Origin of the sequence: Stenotrophomonas maltophilia (genome assembly GCF_006974125.1) — a bacterium.
GTDB classification, from domain to species: domain Bacteria; phylum Pseudomonadota; class Gammaproteobacteria; order Xanthomonadales; family Xanthomonadaceae; genus Stenotrophomonas; species Stenotrophomonas maltophilia_O.
Map to the genome: position 1 here is coordinate 3,496,662 of NZ_CP037858.1, position 14,007 is coordinate 3,510,668.

The 14,007-nt window shown below is 67.1% G+C and carries 12 protein-coding genes; 3 read left to right on the forward strand and 9 right to left on the reverse strand.

Going from position 1 to position 14,007, the window contains the following annotated elements; all coding sequences use genetic code 11:
* Positions 1-41 precede the first annotated feature (41 nt).
* Positions 42-944, reverse strand: a complete 903-nt coding sequence (locus EZ304_RS16020; protein ID WP_142807579.1) for a peptidylprolyl isomerase — start codon at positions 942-944, stop codon at positions 42-44.
* A 135-nt stretch (positions 945-1,079) separates the two neighbouring features.
* On the opposite strand from EZ304_RS16020, the gene EZ304_RS16025 reads away from it, so the two are divergent.
* Positions 1,080-1,445: a PadR family transcriptional regulator gene (locus tag EZ304_RS16025; RefSeq protein ID WP_004150914.1), complete on the forward strand. Its 366-nt coding sequence runs from the start codon at positions 1,080-1,082 to the stop codon at positions 1,443-1,445.
* The gene (locus EZ304_RS16030) at positions 1,442-2,431 is read left to right on the forward strand and encodes a sensor domain-containing protein (RefSeq protein WP_142807580.1); all 990 of its coding nucleotides are present in this window, start codon (positions 1,442-1,444) and stop codon (positions 2,429-2,431) included. Before EZ304_RS16025 ends, EZ304_RS16030 begins: the two co-directional genes overlap by 4 nt.
* A 169-nt stretch (positions 2,432-2,600) precedes the next feature.
* Here the strand turns inward: EZ304_RS16030 and EZ304_RS16035 are convergent, their stop codons facing one another.
* Positions 2,601-3,908 carry a polyhydroxyalkanoate depolymerase gene (locus EZ304_RS16035; protein WP_099551355.1) on the reverse strand — a complete coding sequence of 436 codons (1,308 nt, stop codon included), beginning with the start codon at positions 3,906-3,908 and terminating at the stop codon, positions 2,601-2,603.
* Positions 3,909-4,001: 93 nt separating this feature from the next.
* Positions 4,002-4,592 carry a class I SAM-dependent DNA methyltransferase gene (locus tag EZ304_RS16040; RefSeq protein ID WP_142807581.1) on the reverse strand — a complete coding sequence of 197 codons (591 nt, stop codon included), beginning with the start codon at positions 4,590-4,592 and terminating at the stop codon, positions 4,002-4,004.
* 149 nt (positions 4,593-4,741) lie between these two features.
* Between EZ304_RS16040 and EZ304_RS16045 the strand changes: the two genes are divergently transcribed.
* On the forward strand, positions 4,742-5,197 hold the full coding sequence (locus EZ304_RS16045) for a CopD family protein (protein ID WP_049433848.1): 456 nt from the start codon (positions 4,742-4,744) through the stop codon (positions 5,195-5,197).
* A 284-nt stretch (positions 5,198-5,481) separates the two neighbouring features.
* Here EZ304_RS16045 and EZ304_RS16050 read toward each other — a convergent pair whose 3' ends face one another.
* The 6 genes from EZ304_RS16050 to lpxA form a co-directional block, all read right to left on the reverse strand.
* Positions 5,482-6,441 carry an acetyl-CoA carboxylase carboxyltransferase subunit alpha gene (locus tag EZ304_RS16050; RefSeq protein WP_054171326.1) on the reverse strand — a complete coding sequence of 320 codons (960 nt, stop codon included), beginning with the start codon at positions 6,439-6,441 and terminating at the stop codon, positions 5,482-5,484.
* Between the two features lie 113 nt (positions 6,442-6,554).
* The gene (locus EZ304_RS16055) at positions 6,555-7,424 is read right to left on the reverse strand and encodes a hypothetical protein (protein WP_142807582.1); all 870 of its coding nucleotides are present in this window, start codon (positions 7,422-7,424) and stop codon (positions 6,555-6,557) included.
* A gap of 57 nt (positions 7,425-7,481) precedes the next feature.
* Positions 7,482-11,072, reverse strand: coding sequence for a DNA polymerase III subunit alpha (dnaE, locus tag EZ304_RS16060; RefSeq protein ID WP_142807584.1), 3,591 nt, complete (start codon positions 11,070-11,072; stop codon positions 7,482-7,484).
* A gap of 216 nt (positions 11,073-11,288) precedes the next feature.
* Positions 11,289-11,948: a ribonuclease HII gene (locus tag EZ304_RS16065; RefSeq protein ID WP_142807585.1), complete on the reverse strand. Its 660-nt coding sequence runs from the start codon at positions 11,946-11,948 to the stop codon at positions 11,289-11,291.
* On the reverse strand, positions 11,945-13,147 hold the full coding sequence (gene lpxB, locus EZ304_RS16070) for a lipid-A-disaccharide synthase (protein WP_239503756.1): 1,203 nt from the start codon (positions 13,145-13,147) through the stop codon (positions 11,945-11,947). The genes EZ304_RS16065 and lpxB overlap by 4 nt, the downstream gene beginning before the upstream one ends.
* A 53-nt stretch (positions 13,148-13,200) precedes the next feature.
* On the reverse strand, positions 13,201-13,992 hold the full coding sequence (gene lpxA, locus EZ304_RS16075; protein ID WP_099551349.1) for an acyl-ACP--UDP-N-acetylglucosamine O-acyltransferase: 792 nt from the start codon (positions 13,990-13,992) through the stop codon (positions 13,201-13,203).
* Positions 13,993-14,007 lie beyond the last annotated feature (15 nt).

The window sequence follows — 14,007 nt, forward strand, 5'->3', positions numbered from 1 at the left end:
ACAGTGAAGCACCTTCAGCACGCGTCACGCGCAGGAAACCATCAGCGCACCGGCACCGGAATATTGCAGAGGTCGATATGCCCGGCCGGTCGCTTGTAGAAATCATCCACGCGATTACGCCGTGCCTCCACCGTATCGGCGAAGGTCTTCGAATCGGTACGCAGCACCTGGATCTGCGTGCGCTCTGCGGCCGGCACGTCGCTGGCGCGGCGGATCGACACGATCGGCGTGCGCAGTTTCGGGTCTTGGTAGAAGCCCATCGGCGCGGGCCCGCGCGGTGTTGCGCTGAGCAGTTCCATGCCCTTCAGCACGCGACCGACCAGGGTGATGTTGCGGTCCAGTTGGCGCGGCGACTGGCCGGTCACCACGTACAGTTCGGCACCGATGCTGCTGTCTTCCTCGTTGCTGCGGCCGGCGCCGAGCATCCCGTAGCAGTGGGCCAGCCAGGCCTTGCCGGCCTGCGGATCCTGGCCCACCGGGAAACCGTCGACGAACCCGGTCTGCGCGGCCCAGCCATCGCGGTCGGGCAGCACGCTCACCTTCAGGCCGGCGCTGGCGCGTTCGAACTCGGCTGGCAGCTTGCGCGCGGCACTGCCGAACGGCTTGGCCTTGGCCGCGTCATCGGCGTCGGCATCGCCGAACTGCACCACGAAGTTGTCCTGCGAGCGGTAGATGCTGGTGCCGTCCCAGAAGTGCTCGTGGGCGAAGGTCTGGATGTTGGCGACATGGCGCGGGGCGAACTGCGGCGCCAGTTCGATGATCACCCGCCCGGCCGGCAGGTCCATGTACAGCAGGTTGGCCGGATCCGGGGTGCGCCAGTCGCTGGCCGCTGAAGCATCGAGAATCTGCTGCGGGCTGCGGTACGGGGTGGCCGCGCTGGCCAGGGCGGGGAGCAGGCAGGCGAGGGCGAGGGCGGTCAGGGCAAGGCGACGACGGTGCGGCATGGGAACCCCGGAACATGAACAAGGCTTCGATTCTGCGCGAGCGGCCGGGTCTCGCCAACCGGCACGATGACTAACGACACATTCGCTATACCGAACTTCGCACTACTGTGGACTTCAACGTAGTGGAGGCCGGTCATGTCCGAGGACGATGTCCACCTGAAGAAGTTCCAGAAGGAGCTCAGCGCTGGAACGGTGTCGCTGGCCCTGCTGGCAGTGCTGGCCCGGGCCGGCGAGCCGCTGTACGGCTACCTCATTGCCAAGGAGCTGGAACGAGTGGGCGAGGGCGTGCTGAGCGGCAAGCAGAGCGCGCTGTACCCGGTGCTGCGCAACCTGGAGGGCGCCGGCCTGCTGGAAAGCCATGTGGAACCGTCCAGCAGCGGGCCGCCGCGGCGCTACTACCGCATCAATGAACGTGGCCGCGAGGTGCTGGCGCAATGGCGCCAGGCCTGGCAGGCCACCCGCGATTCCGTCGATTCCGTGTTGGAGGGGGTACCGCAATGAACGACCCGAGCCTGGCAGGCCGCGCCCTGCCCACGACCATCCCGCAGTATCTGGCGCAACTGCGCGCGGCGCTGGAAGGTGCCGATCCGGCGATGGTGCAGGACGCGCTGTACGACGCCGAGGAATACCTGCGCTCGGAGCTGGCCGCGCAGCCCGGCCGCAGCGAGGCCGAGGTGATCGCCGACGTGGCCGGCAGCTATGGCGCGCCGGACGAAGTGGCCGACATCTACCGCGAGACCGAAGTGACGGTGAACCGCGCGCTGCGTACGCCGCGTGCAGATACCGCGCCGGTGCTGCGCGCGGCGGCGGAAGCCAGTGGCGTCGAGCCGGCCGCACCGCCGCCGGCGCCGGTGCAGCGTTCGCTGCTGGCGCGCTTCTTCGGCGTGGTGACCGATCCGCACACCTACGGTGCGCTGTTCTACATGCTGCTGTCGCTCGCCACCGGCATCTTCTTCTTCACCTGGGTGGTGACCGGCCTGTCGCTGTCGCTGGGCCTGCTGATCCTGATCGTCGGCATTCCGCTGACCGTGCTGTTCTTCGGCTCGGTGCGCGGGTTGGCGCTGCTGGAAGGACGGCTGGTGGAAGCGCTGCTGGGCGAGCGCATGCCGCGTCGTCCGCGTTACACCGACCGCAGCCGTACCTGGCTGCAGCGCATCGGCGACATGTTCACCGATGGCCGCACCTGGCTGACCCTGCTGTACTTCGTGCTGATGCTGCCGCTGGGCGTCATCTACTTCACCATCGCGGTGACGTTGCTGTCGCTGTCGCTGGGCCTGATCTGGGCGCCGGTCGCGGCGATCTTCAGTGGCGAGATTCCGGGCGTGTACGTCGATGGCGTGAATGTACTGCCGATGGCGGCATCGCCGCTGGTGGCGATCGCGGTCGCCGCGGTTGGCGTGCTGCTGCTGCTGTTGACGATGCATCTGGCACGCGGCATCGGCAAGCTGCATGGGTTGATCGCCAAGAACCTGCTGGTGCGGCTGTAAGCGGGAATCCACGCTTCGGCAGGTGCCAACCCTGGTTGGCACAATCCATCAGCGTCGGGGCGTTTGGCGGACTTCGCTTTGGTAGGTGCCAACCTTGGTTGGCACGCTCCATCAGATACCGGGATTCATGGCATGGCGCCAACCCGGGTCGGCACCCACCACCGGCGGGTTACCCCGCCTTTCGACGCAACGGGGTGACGTTGCTCTTCTTCTTCGTAGCCTTCGCCGCCGGTGCTTCGGCATGCGCGGCGAAGAAGTCGCGCACCTTCGGGTACACCACTTCGCGCCAGCGACGACCGCTGAAGATCCCGTAGTGGCCGGCACCTTCGACGATGAAATGCTCGCGGCGGTCCGCAGTGATACCGGTGCACAGCGCCTGCGCGGCTTCGGTCTGGCCGAGGCCGGCGATATCGTCCAGCTCGCCTTCGATGCTCAGCAGCGCGGTATCGCGGATCGCTGACGGATCGACCTTCTCGCCATTGACCACCCACTCGCCACGCGGCAGCAGGAAGTCCTGGAATACCACGCGGATGGTATCGAGGTAGTACTTGGCCGGCATGTCCAGTACCGCGTTGTACTCGTCGTAGAAACGGCGGTGCGCGTCGGCGTCTTCCAGATCGCCCTTGACCAGGTCGGTGTAGAAGTCCCAGTGCGAACTGAAGTGGCGGCTCGGGTTCATCGACAGGAAGCCGGCGTGCTGCAGGAAGCCCGGATACACGCGACGGCCGGCGCCGGGATAGCTGGCCGGCACGGTGTGGATGACGTTGTTCTCGAACCACGACAGCGGGTTCTGCGTGGCCAGGTTGTTCACTGCGGTCGGGCTGCAGCGCGCATCGATCGGGCCACCCATCATCACCAGCGTGCGCGGCGTCGGCTCGCCACGGCTGGCCATCAGCGAAACCGCCGCCAGCACCGGTACGGTCGGCTGGCACACGCTCACCACGTGCAGGCGCTCGACGCCGAGGTGGCGGATGAATTCCTGGATGTAGGCGATGTAGTCGTCCAGGCCGAATTCGCCTTCGCTGGACGGCACCATGCGCGCGTCGACCCAGTCGGTCACGTACACGCGGTGGTCGCGCAGCAGCGTGCGCACGGTATCGCGCAGCAGCGTGGCATGGTGGCCGGACAGCGGCGCCACCACCAGCACGAACGGCTGGTTGAGCATCGTGTGCAGCTGGTCGGCCTCATTGCTGTGGCGCTTGAAGCGCAGCAGCTTGCAGAACGGCTTGCTCACTTCCTCGTGCACGACGATCGGCACGCGTTCGCCATCGACGTCGATTTCGTTGATGCCCCACTCGGGCTTCTCGTAATCCTTGCCGATGCGGTGGAAGAGTTCATTGACCGCCGCCAGGCGATCAGCGCCGGGCATCTGCGACCACCAGTGGCCCTGGTTGGCGAAGAACCTGGCGTTGGCCTGGGCCTGGTGCACCCAGGGGGCGAGCAGGTTGCGGGTCAGTTCGTGCAGTTGATAGAGCATGACGACCGAATATGTATGGTCATATGTTGCCGCGCAGCATATCCCATCCGGGTGTCCCGCAGGTTAAGTCGGCTGAAAATAATGAATCCGGATTCACATCCGTTCCAGCGCGGCCGCATCGCCTGCCAGGGCGGGGCCGAGCCAGCAGTGCGACCCCACCGGCTGCAGGCCGTGCCGGGCCAGCGTGCGGCGGTACCAGCGCGCTGGGCGGGGCTGGAAGCCGTCGTGGTCGCCGTCGAACTCGTCCTCGGCGGCGAAGGTTTCCAGGAAGGCCACGCCGCCGGTCAGCTCGGCCACGCCGGCCAGTCCGGCACGCAGCTCGCGGTCGGGCACGTAGTGCATCACGTCCGAGCAGATCAGCAGGTCGACCGGGGCACAGGGCCGCAGCCAGGCGAAATCGCCGAAGCGGGCCATGTGCAGGTTGCGGGTCCTGCCGTAGCGACGCACAGCGTACTCGCTGCTGTCGAAGCCGAGGTATTCGACCTTCGGACGCAGCTTCAGCAGCGGCGCGCGCCAGGCGCCTTCACCGCAGCCGATATCCAGCACACTGCGGATCGGCCGCTCCAGGTAGTACTCGGCGCTGGCCACGGCCAACGCGACCTTGCGCGCCAGGCGGGCGCTGCCGCCGATGTCGGCACGGCGGTACCAGCGTTGGAAGTAGGCGGCGTCGTAGGTCTTGTCCATGGGGCGGTGCGCGATCGGGGAAAACGGCGTCTATCGTACGGTGTTGCGACGCGTCATGCGTCGATGTGTCGCGGCGTGCGTGCCTGCAGCGGCTTCGCCACGGCATGCGAGAATGGCCGCCAATCTACGCCAGCCGCCGGAGCGAGCGCATGCAGAGCTACTACTGGGTCAAGACCTTCCACATCGTGTTCGTGGTGGCGTGGATGGCGACGGTGTTCTACCTGCCGCGCATCCTGGTGAACCTGGCCGAGACTGCGGGCCAGCCGGCGGTGACCGAGCGCCTGCAGCTGATGGGGCTGCGCCTGTACCGCTTCGGCCACTCGATGTTCGGCCTGGCCTTCCTGCTGGGCCTGGTGCTGTGGCTGGGCTACAAGGTCATTCCCGATTTCCCGACCATGGTCGCGCCCGGTGGCGCCGGTTGGCTGCATGCCAAGCTGGGGCTGGTGGTGCTGCTGCTCGTGTACTTCAGCTGGATTGGCCGCCTGCTCAAGGGCGTGGCCAAGGGCAGGGCGCTGCCGTCGTCGCGCGCGCTGCGCTGGATCAACGAGATCCCGCTGCTGGCCTTCATTCCGATCGTATGGCTGGTGCTGGCCAAGCCGTTCTGAACGGGGCGCGCTGCGCGCGCGGCGCATCGCACAGATGCATCCACGCATGGCGTGGTTCTACTGGGTGCAGCTGTGGCTTTTGATGTCCAGGTCCGCCATGAGCGAGCCGAGCATCGCAGGTGAAACAGGGGCGAAGAGGTGCCGATGTCTGAGCGCAGCGAGTTCGGCGCCGTCCCCTGATTCACCGAGAAGCGCAGGGAACCGGTGCACAGCACCGGCTCGCGTTCGGCGGCGTGTTCTTTGGTTACTTTCTTGCACGAGCAAGAAAGTAACAAGCCGATGAATCAGGCTGCTTCGTACGTGCCGTAGCTGCGCAGGCGGGTGTAGCGCTGTTCCAGCAGCTGTTCGGTGGACAGCTTGTCCAGCGCGTCCAGCTCGTTCAGCAGCACCGCCTTCAGGCGCTTGGCCATCTGCGTCGGGTTGCGGTGGGCGCCACCGGTCGGCTCGCGCACGACCTTGTCGACCAGGCCCAGGCTCTTCAGGCGCGGGGCGGTCAGGCCCAGCTGTTCGGCGGCATCCTTGGCCTTGCCGGCGTCCTTCCACAGGATCGAGGCGCAGCCTTCCGGGGTGATGGTCGAGTACACCGAATACTCCAGCATCACGGTGCGGTCGCCCACGCCCAGCGCCAGCGCGCCGCCGGAGCCGCCTTCACCGATCACGGTGCAGATGATCGGCACCTTCAGTTCGGCCATCTCGATCAGGTTCCGCGCGATCGCTTCGGACTGGCCGCGCGATTCGGCGTCGATGCCCGGCCAGGCGCCGGCGGTGTCGATCAGGGTCAGCACCGGCAGGCCGAAGCGCTCGGCCATCTTCATCAGGCGCAGGGCCTTGCGGTAGCCCTCCGGCTTCGGCATGCCGAAGTTGCGCTTGATCTTTTCCTTGGTGTCACGGCCCTTCTGGTGGCCGATCACCATCACTGCACGGCCGTTGATGCGGGCCAGGCCACCCATGATGGCCTTGTCGTCGGCGAAGGCACGGTCGCCGGCCAGCTCCTGGAACTCATCGAACATGACGCGGAGGTAGTCGGCGGTGTACGGGCGCGACGGATGACGGGCCAGCTGCAGCACCTGCCACGAGGTCAGGTTGCGGAAGATCTGCGCGGTGCGCATGCGCAGCTTGTCCTGCAGCGCGTGCACTTCCGCCTCGACATTGACCGCCGGCCCGGCACTGGCGTTGCGCAGTTCCTGGATCTTGGCTTCCAGGTCGGCGATGGGTTGCTCGAAGTCGAGGTAGTTCGGATTCATCGGAAGCCGTCGTGTAAAGAAGAGGGGAATTCTAGCCGAATGCGTGCAAACCACCCGTACGCCCTCGTCTGGAAGGCGACGGTAGCGCAGCCGGGCAGGGGGCGCCAGTCAGTTCAGGGCACCACCAGGGCGCTGCGGCCCATCAGCTGGCTGCGCTGGGAGACGAAGTCGTTGTAGGCCTCGTTGGCCTCCCGGCCCAGCCCGCTGCCCAGGCTGGCGGTGGCCGAGGTGAAGGCCATCTGCGCGGCGAAGTCCTGCTTGCGCAGGGCCTTCTGTTCCTCGGCGGTGGTGGCCTTCAGCCAGCGCGCATAGACCTCGCGCAGCGGCGCGGCGTGGGTCTCGAAGGCCGGTACCAGCGCCGGCAGGCTCGCCGGGGCCGGTTCCAGGCTGTACGCCGGGGCCACGTAGCCGGCCGGCTGCTCGCGTTTGAACGCACCCGGCTCGCCCATGCCTTCTTCGACGTAGGCAATGAAGTCGGGGGCGGTGAACACCTTGGCCACGATCTGGCCACCGCTGGCGTCGACGTGCGCCACCACCTTTTCCTTCGGGAAGGGCTCGCGCACGCCGTAGGTCCAGGTCTTGTCGATGAACAGGTCGTGGTGCTTCTCGAACGGGCCTTCGAAGTCGACGCCACCCAGCTCGATGCCGGCCTTGCCGGTGCCGAAGTTCTTCAGCTTGCTCTCGTCGGTGACGTAGATCTCGCGGGCGACCACGTATTCGCTCAGGGTCGGGTTGATCAGGCCGCCACGCCCGTCGGTGTAGACGATGAAGCGCACGTCGCCGAGCTTTTCGGTGTGCAGGCGATGCTCGCCCACGGCCAGCGAAATCGGGCGCGAGCCCTGTGCGGCGACCGGCAGGTCCTTGCCATCGATGCTCAGTGCCAGCGGCGTGTCGGTGGGGTTGTCGATCTGGAACTCGACCTTCGAGGGCGAACAGGCGGCCAGGGCCAGAGCGGCAGCGAACGGGAACAGCAGGGTCTTCATCGGAAAATCGTCCTTGATATCTGGAACGGGGAGTGCAGGAAAACGATGGCGCCAGCCTCAGCTGGCCCACGGTGGGCTGTAGCGCACCTTCAGCGTGCGTACGGCCGGGTCGGCGCGCAGCGCCTCCATCAGCTTGGAATCGATGCGTACGGCGCTCTGCCCGGACACATCGAGCATGCCGGCGACGCCGCCCTGCGGGCCCTTCAGCAGCAGGTCCAGGCGCAGTGGGGTACGCCCCGGGCGATGGCGGTCGAGCAGGGCATCGATGCGCTCCCAGACCGGGCGCTGCTGGCGCAGGTCCAGGCGTAGCGACAGGCGCGTGGCGTAGTTGGCGCAGACCTCGTCGAAGTCCCAGCACTGGCGGATGCGCAGTGCGTAGCCGCCGTTGAACTCGTCCTCGCGCAGGCCACCCTTGACCACCAGGATGCGGTCCTTGGTCATCAGGTGGCCGAACTCGGCCATCGCGTCGGAGAACGCGCTGCACTCGACGCGGCCACGGCCGTCTTCGAGCTGGATGAAGATCTGGCTCTCGCCCTTGCGGCGCACGCCGACCACCTGGCCGGCCAGCACGGTCTGTACTTCCGGGCGCCAGCGCTTCTCGCCACCGCCACCGCCGCCACTGTTGGCGCTCCAGATCTTCTCCACCGCGCCCAGGTCGTTGCCGACCAGGTCGCGCACATCGTCGCGCCAGGGATCGAACGGGTGCCCGCTGAGGTAGAAGCCCAGCGTGTCGCGCTCGCCGTTCAGGCGCTGCAGCAGCGGCCATTCCTCGGCTTCGGGCAGGTCCAGCTGGATCGTGGTCGTGCTCGGGTCGGGGCCGCCGAACAGCGAGTTCTGGCCCGAGGCGCGCTCGCGCGCCATCTGGTCGGTGGCCTTGATCACTTCCGGCAGCTGCAGCATCAGCGAGGCGCGGTTGTGACCGAGCTCGTCCAGCGCGCCGCAGTTGATCATCGCTTCCAGCGTGCGCCGGTTGAGCTTGGCCGAGCCGACGCGGGTGCAGAAGTCGAGCAGGTCCTTGTACCTGCCGCCCTTCAGGCGCTCCTCCACCACCGCTTCGCAGGCCCCCTGGCCAACGCCCTTGATCGCGCCCAGGCCGTACTGGATGGTGTCCGGGGTCACCGCTTCGAACATGAAGGCCGACTGGTTCACCTTCGGTGGCAGCACGGTCAGGCCGAGGTTGCGCACCTCGTCGAGGAAGCCGACCACCTTGTCGGTGTTGTCCAGGTCGGACGACAGCGTGGCCGCCATGAACTCGGCCGGGTAATGGCGCTTCAACCACGCGGTCTGGTAACTGACCAGCGCGTAGGCGGCGGCGTGCGACTTGTTGAAGCCGTAGCCGGCGAACTTCTCCATCAGGTCGAAGATCGCATCGGCCTTGGCTTCGTCCACGCCGTCCTTGGCCGCACCTTCGCGGAAGATCTCGCGGTGCTTGGCCATTTCGGCCGGTACCTTCTTGCCCATCGCACGGCGCAGCAGGTCGGCGCCACCCAGCGAGTAGCCGCCGACGATCTGCGCCATCTGCATCACCTGCTCCTGGTACACCATGATGCCGTAGGTGTCTTTCAGGATCGCTTCGGTGCGCGGATCGGGATAGATGATTTCTTCCTGGCCGTGCTTACGCGCGTTGAACGAAGGAATCAGGTCCATCGGGCCGGGGCGGTACAGCGACACCAGCGCGATCAGATCTTCGAAACGGTCGGGGCGCGCGTCCTTCAGCAGGCGGCGCATGCCCGAGGATTCGAACTGGAACACCGCGCCGGTGTTGCCGTTGGCGAAGATGTCCTTGTAGGTGGGCGTGTCGTCGAGCGGGATCGCGGCGATGTCCACCGGCGGGATGCCGGCGCGCTCATGGCGCTTGTTGATCGCCTTCACCGCCCAGTCGATGATGGTCAGCGTGCGCAAGCCGAGGAAGTCGAACTTCACCAGGCCGACTTCTTCCACGTCGTTCTTGTCGAACTGGGTGACCGGGTTCTTGCCCAGGCCGTTCTCGTCGTGTTCGGCGTACAGCGGGCAGAACTCGCTCAGCGGTTCGGGACCGATCACCACGCCACCGGCATGCTTGCCTGCGTTGCGGGTCAGGTCTTCCAGCTGCAGCGCCAGGTCGATCAGGTCGCGGACATCGTCCTCGGTCTCGTAGCGCTGGATCAGCTCCGGCGAGGCCATTTCCGAGCTGGGGCCTTCCTTGCCCTTGCCCAGTGCATCCTTCAAGTGGATGCCCAGGATGTTCGGGATCAGCTTGGAGACGCCATCCACCAGGCCGTACGGGAAGCCGAGCACGCGGCCGGAGTCGCGCACCACCGCCTTGGCGGCCATGGTGCCGTAGGTGATGATCTGGCTGACGCGCTCGCGGCCGTACTTGCGCGCGACGTAGTCGATCACCTCGTCGCGGCGGTCCATGCAGAAGTCGATGTCGAAGTCGGGCATCGACACGCGTTCCGGGTTCAGGAAGCGCTCGAACAGCAGGTTGTACGGCAGCGGGTCCAGATCGGTGATCTTCAGTGCCCACGCCACCAGCGAACCGGCACCCGAACCACGGCCCGGGCCGATCGGGATGCCCTGGTTCTTGCCCCACTGGATGAAGTCGGCCACGATCAGGAAGTAGCCGGGGAAGCCCATCTTGATGATGGTGTTGAGCTCGAATTCCAGGCGCTCGAAGTATTCTTCGCGGGTCTTGCCCGGCGCCAGCGGATTCTTCTCCAGGCGCTCTTCCAGGCCATCGCGCGACATCTTCTGGATCCAGGTGTCCAGGGTCTCGTCGTCGGGCACCGGGTAGTTGGGCAGGAAGTAGGTGCCCAGCCGCATCTCGATGTTGCAGCGCTCGGCCAGCGCCAGCGTGTTGTCGATCGCATCGGGGATGTCGGCGAACAGCGCACACATCTCCTCGGCCGACTTCAGGTACTGCTGGTCGCTGTACTCGCGCGGGCGCTTGGGGTCGTCCAGCACGCGCCCGGTGGAAATGCACACGCGCGCTTCGTGCGCGCTGAAATCGGTGGGCGACAGGAAGCGCACATCATTGCTGGCCACCACCGGCAGGCCACGTTGGCCGGCCGCCATCAGCGCGAACTGGTTGAAGGTTTCCTCGCCCTCGCGGCCGGTACGGGTCAGTTCCAGGTGCAGGCCATCGCCGAACACGCGCTGCCAGTCGGCCAGCTGCTGCTCGGCCAGTTCATGCTTGCCGTCCAGCGCCAGGCGCCCGGCCAGGCTCTGCCGGCCGGCCAGCGCGAACAGGTTGGCATTGCCGGCCTTCAGCCAGTCCGGATGGATGGCCACACCGCCTTCCGGGCGATGGCCTTCCATCCAGGCGCGGGTCAACAGCCGCGACAGGCTCAGGTAGCCTTCGCGGTCGCGGCACAGCAAGGTCATCCGCCACGGGTCCTGGCCCTCTTCGGCGATCAGCACGTCGGCGCCGGCGATCGGCTTGATGCCCACGCCTTCGGCGGCCTTGTAGAACTTGACCAGCGCGAACAGGTTGTTGAGATCGGTCACCGCCAGCGCGGGCAGGCCGAGCTCGACCGAGCGCGACAGCAGGTTGGCCTGCTTGGCCTTTTTCGGGTCCGCCTGGTCCGGTTTGGCCGGTACACGGATGGTGGAGTCCGCCAGCGAGAACTCGGTGTGGACGTGGAGATGTACGAAGCGGGAGTTGGACATGCCGGACCAGGTTGGAGCGCGCGGGCCCCGGGTGCTGACGGGGGAATCGTCGCCGGGGTCGGGAAGCGCTGGAGTGCCCGGTCAGGGTAGCGAGGGCAGGGGGAGGCGACAAGGACTTGACGGTACGTCGATTGCGCGAATACCGCCGGGCATGGCCCGGCGCTACCGGATGCGTTCACATTGGCGTGGTAGCGCCGGGCCATGCCCGACGGCTGTTCAGGCGATCGTGACGGCCTGCTCGGCCTGCAGGCACTCACGCACCGGGGCGAAGCTGCGGCGGTGTTCCTCGCAGGGGCCGTGCTCGCGCAGGGCTGCCAGGTGGGCCGGGGTGCCGTAGCCCTTGTGCTGCTCGAACCCATACTGAGGGTAGCGGGCGTGCACGTCCTGCATGTAGCGGTCGCGCGAGACCTTGGCCAGGATCGAAGCGGCCATGATCGACCGGTCGATGCCGTCGCCACCGACCAGCGCCTGTGCGGGGAGCACCAGGCCCTTGGGCACGACGTTGCCGTCGATGCGGGCGAAGCCGGCGACGTGGGCCACTGCCGCAACCACGTCGCGCATGCCCTGCAGGGTGGCCTGGTAGATGTTCAGGCGGTCGATGGTGTCCACGTCCACCAGCACCACCTGCCAGGCCAGGGCACGTTCGATGATGCGGTCATGCAGTTGCTCGCGGCGGGCTGCGGTCAGCTGCTTGGAATCGTCCAGGCCGTTGATTCGCGGCCGGGATGGATCGAACACCACTGCTGCCACCGCCACCGGTCCGGCCAGCGGACCGCGGCCAGCTTCGTCGACGCCGGCGACCAGACGCTCCGGCTCGACCACGGCGGCGGCGTCGAACAGGGCCAGGCTGGCCGCTGCGGCGTGGCGGCGGCTCATGCCTGGGCCTGGTCGCGCATCAGCAGCTCGCCCACCGCGTCGGCCGCACGGGCCGAGGCATTGCGGCGCAGGCGCTCATGCAGGCGGGCATAGGTGTCCTGCAGGTCGATCACCCGCTGCGGGTGGTCGAACCACTGCTGGATGGCTGCCGCCAGCTTGTCTGGTGTGCAGTCGTGCTGCATCAGTTCCGGTGCCAGGTCCTGGCCCGCCAGGATGTTGGGCAGGGCGAAGCGATCGACCTTGATCAGGCCCAGCGCCTTGACCAGACGGTAGGTGAGCTCGTTGACGCGGTAACCGACCACCATCGGCCGCTTGACCAGCATCGCCTCCAGCGTCGCGGTGCCCGAGGCCAGCACCACCACATCGGCGGCGATCATCGCGTTGCGTGCCTCGCCGTCGAGAACGTGCGAAAAAGCCACCGGCAACGCCGAGCGTGACAGCTGCTCTTCGATCAGGCGCTTGCAGGCCGGGTTGGCCGCAGGCACCACCACGTGCAGGCCGGGGATGCGTTCGGAGACCTGCCAGGCGGCCTCGAAGAACGGTTCGCCCAAGCGCGAAATCTCGCCCAGGCGGCTGCCCGGCAACACTGCCAGTACCTTGGCCGAGGTCGGCAGGCCAAGTGCGGCACGGGCCTCCTCGCGGTTGCCCTGCAGCGGAATGTCATCGGCCATCGGGTGGCCGACGAAGCGCGCGTCGATGCCGTGCCTGGCATAGATCGGCGGTTCCATCGGGAACAGGCACAGCACCAGGTCGGCGCTGCTGCCGATCTTCTCCGCCCGCTTCTCGCGCCAGGCCCAGACCGAGGGGCTGACGTAGTGCACGGTGCGCACGCCGCGCTGCTTCAGCCAGCGCTCGATGCCCAGGTTGAAGTCGGGCGCGTCGATGCCGATGAACACGTCCGGCTGCCATTCCAGTGCACGCTGGCGGAACGCCGAACGCAGTTTCAACAGGCGTGGGAGATGGCGCAGTACTTCAGTCAGGCCCATCACCGCCAGTTCGCTGGCGTCGTGCCAGGTCTGGCAGCCGGCACTGCGCATGGCATCGCCGCCGATGCCGGCGAATTCGGCATTCGGGAAGCGCGCTTTCAGTTCGCGCACCAGGCCCGCACCGAGCAGATCGCCGGAGGCCTCACCGGCCACCAGGGCGATCCGCAACGGGCGCTCGCTGAGCACCCGCTGGGCAGGGACGCTGCCAGCCATGGAGGCCAGCGGAATCACGGCGGCGCCGGCCGGCGCCTGGCCGGTCGTGCTGCTCATCGCAGCAAGGGCCTCTCGGCGTGCTCGATGAAGTCCAGCATCGCCTTGACGTCATCGCTGTCACGCGCCTGTTCGGTCAGCTGCACCTTGGCTTCGGCCAGCGGCAGGCCTGCCACGTACAGGGTGCGGTAGGCGCGCTTGATGGCGGAGATGCGCTCGGCATCGAAGCCGCGGCGCTTCAGGCCTTCGCTGTTGATACCACGCGGGCGGCCCAGCGAATCGGTGCCGACCATGGTGAACGGTGGTACGTCGCCATTGGTCAGCGCGCCCATGCCGAGGAAGGCATGCGCACCGATGCGGCAGAACTGGTGGGCACCGGCGAAGCCGCTGATGATCACGTAGTCGCCCACGGTCACGTGGCCGGCCAGCGTGGTGTTGTTGGAGAACACGCAGAAGTTGCCGACATGGCAGTCATGCGCCACGTGCGTGTAGGCCAGCATCCAGTTGTCGTCGCCGATGGTGGTGATGCCACCGCCGCCGCCGGTGCCACGGTTCAGCGTGACGAACTCGCGGAACACGTTGCGGTCGCCGATCACCAGTTCGGTGCGTTCGCCAGCGAACTTCTTGTCCTGCGGCTCGCCACCGACCGCTGCGTGGCCCACGAAGCGGTTGTCACGGCCGATCTTCGTCGGGCCGTGGATGCTGCAGTGGGGGCCCACCACCGTGCCGGCACCGATTTCGACATCGGCACCGATCAGGGTGAACGCGCCGACCTGGACGTCGTCGGCCAGGCGCGCGGCCGGATCGATGACGGCGGTCGGGTGGATCCGCGGTGCGTTGTCAGTCATTCCTGCCTCCAGTGG

What these genes read in the sequence shown, in the direction of transcription:
- EZ304_RS16020 (WP_142807579.1), bottom strand. Translation starts at nt 944, where the DNA reads ATGCCGCACCGTCGTCGCCTTGCCCTGACCGCCCTCGCCCTCGCCTGC.
- EZ304_RS16025 (WP_004150914.1), top strand. Translation starts at nt 1,080, where the DNA reads ATGTCCGAGGACGATGTCCACCTGAAGAAGTTCCAGAAGGAGCTCAGC.
- EZ304_RS16030 (WP_142807580.1), top strand. Translation starts at nt 1,442, where the DNA reads ATGAACGACCCGAGCCTGGCAGGCCGCGCCCTGCCCACGACCATCCCG.
- EZ304_RS16035 (WP_099551355.1), bottom strand. Translation starts at nt 3,908, where the DNA reads ATGCTCTATCAACTGCACGAACTGACCCGCAACCTGCTCGCCCCCTGG.
- EZ304_RS16040 (WP_142807581.1), bottom strand. Translation starts at nt 4,592, where the DNA reads ATGGACAAGACCTACGACGCCGCCTACTTCCAACGCTGGTACCGCCGT.
- EZ304_RS16045 (WP_049433848.1), top strand. Translation starts at nt 4,742, where the DNA reads ATGCAGAGCTACTACTGGGTCAAGACCTTCCACATCGTGTTCGTGGTG.
- EZ304_RS16050 (WP_054171326.1), bottom strand. Translation starts at nt 6,441, where the DNA reads ATGAATCCGAACTACCTCGACTTCGAGCAACCCATCGCCGACCTGGAA.
- EZ304_RS16055 (WP_142807582.1), bottom strand. Translation starts at nt 7,424, where the DNA reads ATGAAGACCCTGCTGTTCCCGTTCGCTGCCGCTCTGGCCCTGGCCGCC.
- dnaE (WP_142807584.1), bottom strand. Translation starts at nt 11,072, where the DNA reads ATGTCCAACTCCCGCTTCGTACATCTCCACGTCCACACCGAGTTCTCG.
- EZ304_RS16065 (WP_142807585.1), bottom strand. Translation starts at nt 11,948, where the DNA reads ATGAGCCGCCGCCACGCCGCAGCGGCCAGCCTGGCCCTGTTCGACGCC.
- lpxB (WP_239503756.1), bottom strand. Translation starts at nt 13,147, where the DNA reads ATGGCTGGCAGCGTCCCTGCCCAGCGGGTGCTCAGCGAGCGCCCGTTG.
- lpxA (WP_099551349.1), bottom strand. Translation starts at nt 13,992, where the DNA reads ATGACTGACAACGCACCGCGGATCCACCCGACCGCCGTCATCGATCCG.